The organism is Pseudoalteromonas sp. APC 3694, assembly GCF_030407565.1.
Taxonomy (GTDB): domain Bacteria; phylum Pseudomonadota; class Gammaproteobacteria; order Enterobacterales; family Alteromonadaceae; genus Pseudoalteromonas; species Pseudoalteromonas tetraodonis.
On sequence record NZ_JASDDE010000133.1, the window covers coordinates 1 to 883 of the forward strand.

2 protein-coding genes are annotated in these 883 nt (G+C 34.8%); one reads left to right on the top strand and one right to left on the bottom strand.

Going from position 1 to position 883, the window contains the following annotated elements:
• On the top strand, nucleotides 1-205 hold a 205-nt coding region (locus QMA00_RS18850; RefSeq protein ID WP_290158514.1), incomplete at its 5' end, for a hypothetical protein.
• A 409-nt stretch (nucleotides 206-614) separates the two neighbouring features.
• Here QMA00_RS18850 and QMA00_RS18855 read toward each other — a convergent pair.
• Nucleotides 615-883: hypothetical protein (locus QMA00_RS18855; protein WP_290158517.1), on the bottom strand; the 269-nt coding region annotated here is incomplete at its 5' end.

Here is an 883-nt window from a genome sequence, read left to right on the forward strand (position 1 = left end):
AATCAAGCGATCAAAGCTGGTGAGAATCGGTGATCAAAGTCATGAGAATACGCAATTAATTGCAAAGACAGCACATATAGATCACTTGGATACACTGAAACAAACCCTGAATACTTTTTCAGCTCTAAGGATAAACCTAGAAATTGGACTAAAATTATTAATGGTTCGAGTAAAAGTGATCTGGTTAAGTTCATATGCAATATAAGACAATACCAATAACCCTAAGCTTTACTGATTTAAAAGTCAGGTTTATAAACTAAGCTGAGTATAAAGCCTATATTACAACACTATGAGCCTACTAAACTGACTTCCGAAAACCCGTGTAAGATAAAGCCCAAAAGCCATGACAGATAAAACTTACAGGGCTTAGAATTTTAGCTCGTTTAGAGCTTAATGAATACACGTGCATATCTCTCCGTAAAACAGCTGTAAAGTGTATATTTGGTACTGTCTTTTTATGAGCCTAAAATGATAGGTTTTGTAAGGTTTTGTTAGGCTTATCAAACTAAGTTTTACTAAGTATTAACGGCTCATACAGTTGAGGTTTTATCAGGTATAAAGACTAGGATAATTTAGATTTCATCAGTGCAAAAACAAATCCATTCGCTAAGCTCTTAAAATAAATAGAGCCATTTAAAAATCAATTTTTGACAATGTTTGATAACCTGACAGCAAACAAAGTTAGATATAAAGTGTTTAATTGCTTTGTATTGTATACATTCCTTAAAGCTTAGGCTTAACCCTACTTGAGCCGTGGTTTTTAGTTTGTATTGGTTTATAGCCCTTCCCTCTGGCTTTAGCAAGGTAAGACATACGCCATATAGCGCCTGCGTATTCCGGTGATGGTGAACACCGATTCCGGTTTTATCGTGAACACTTAAAT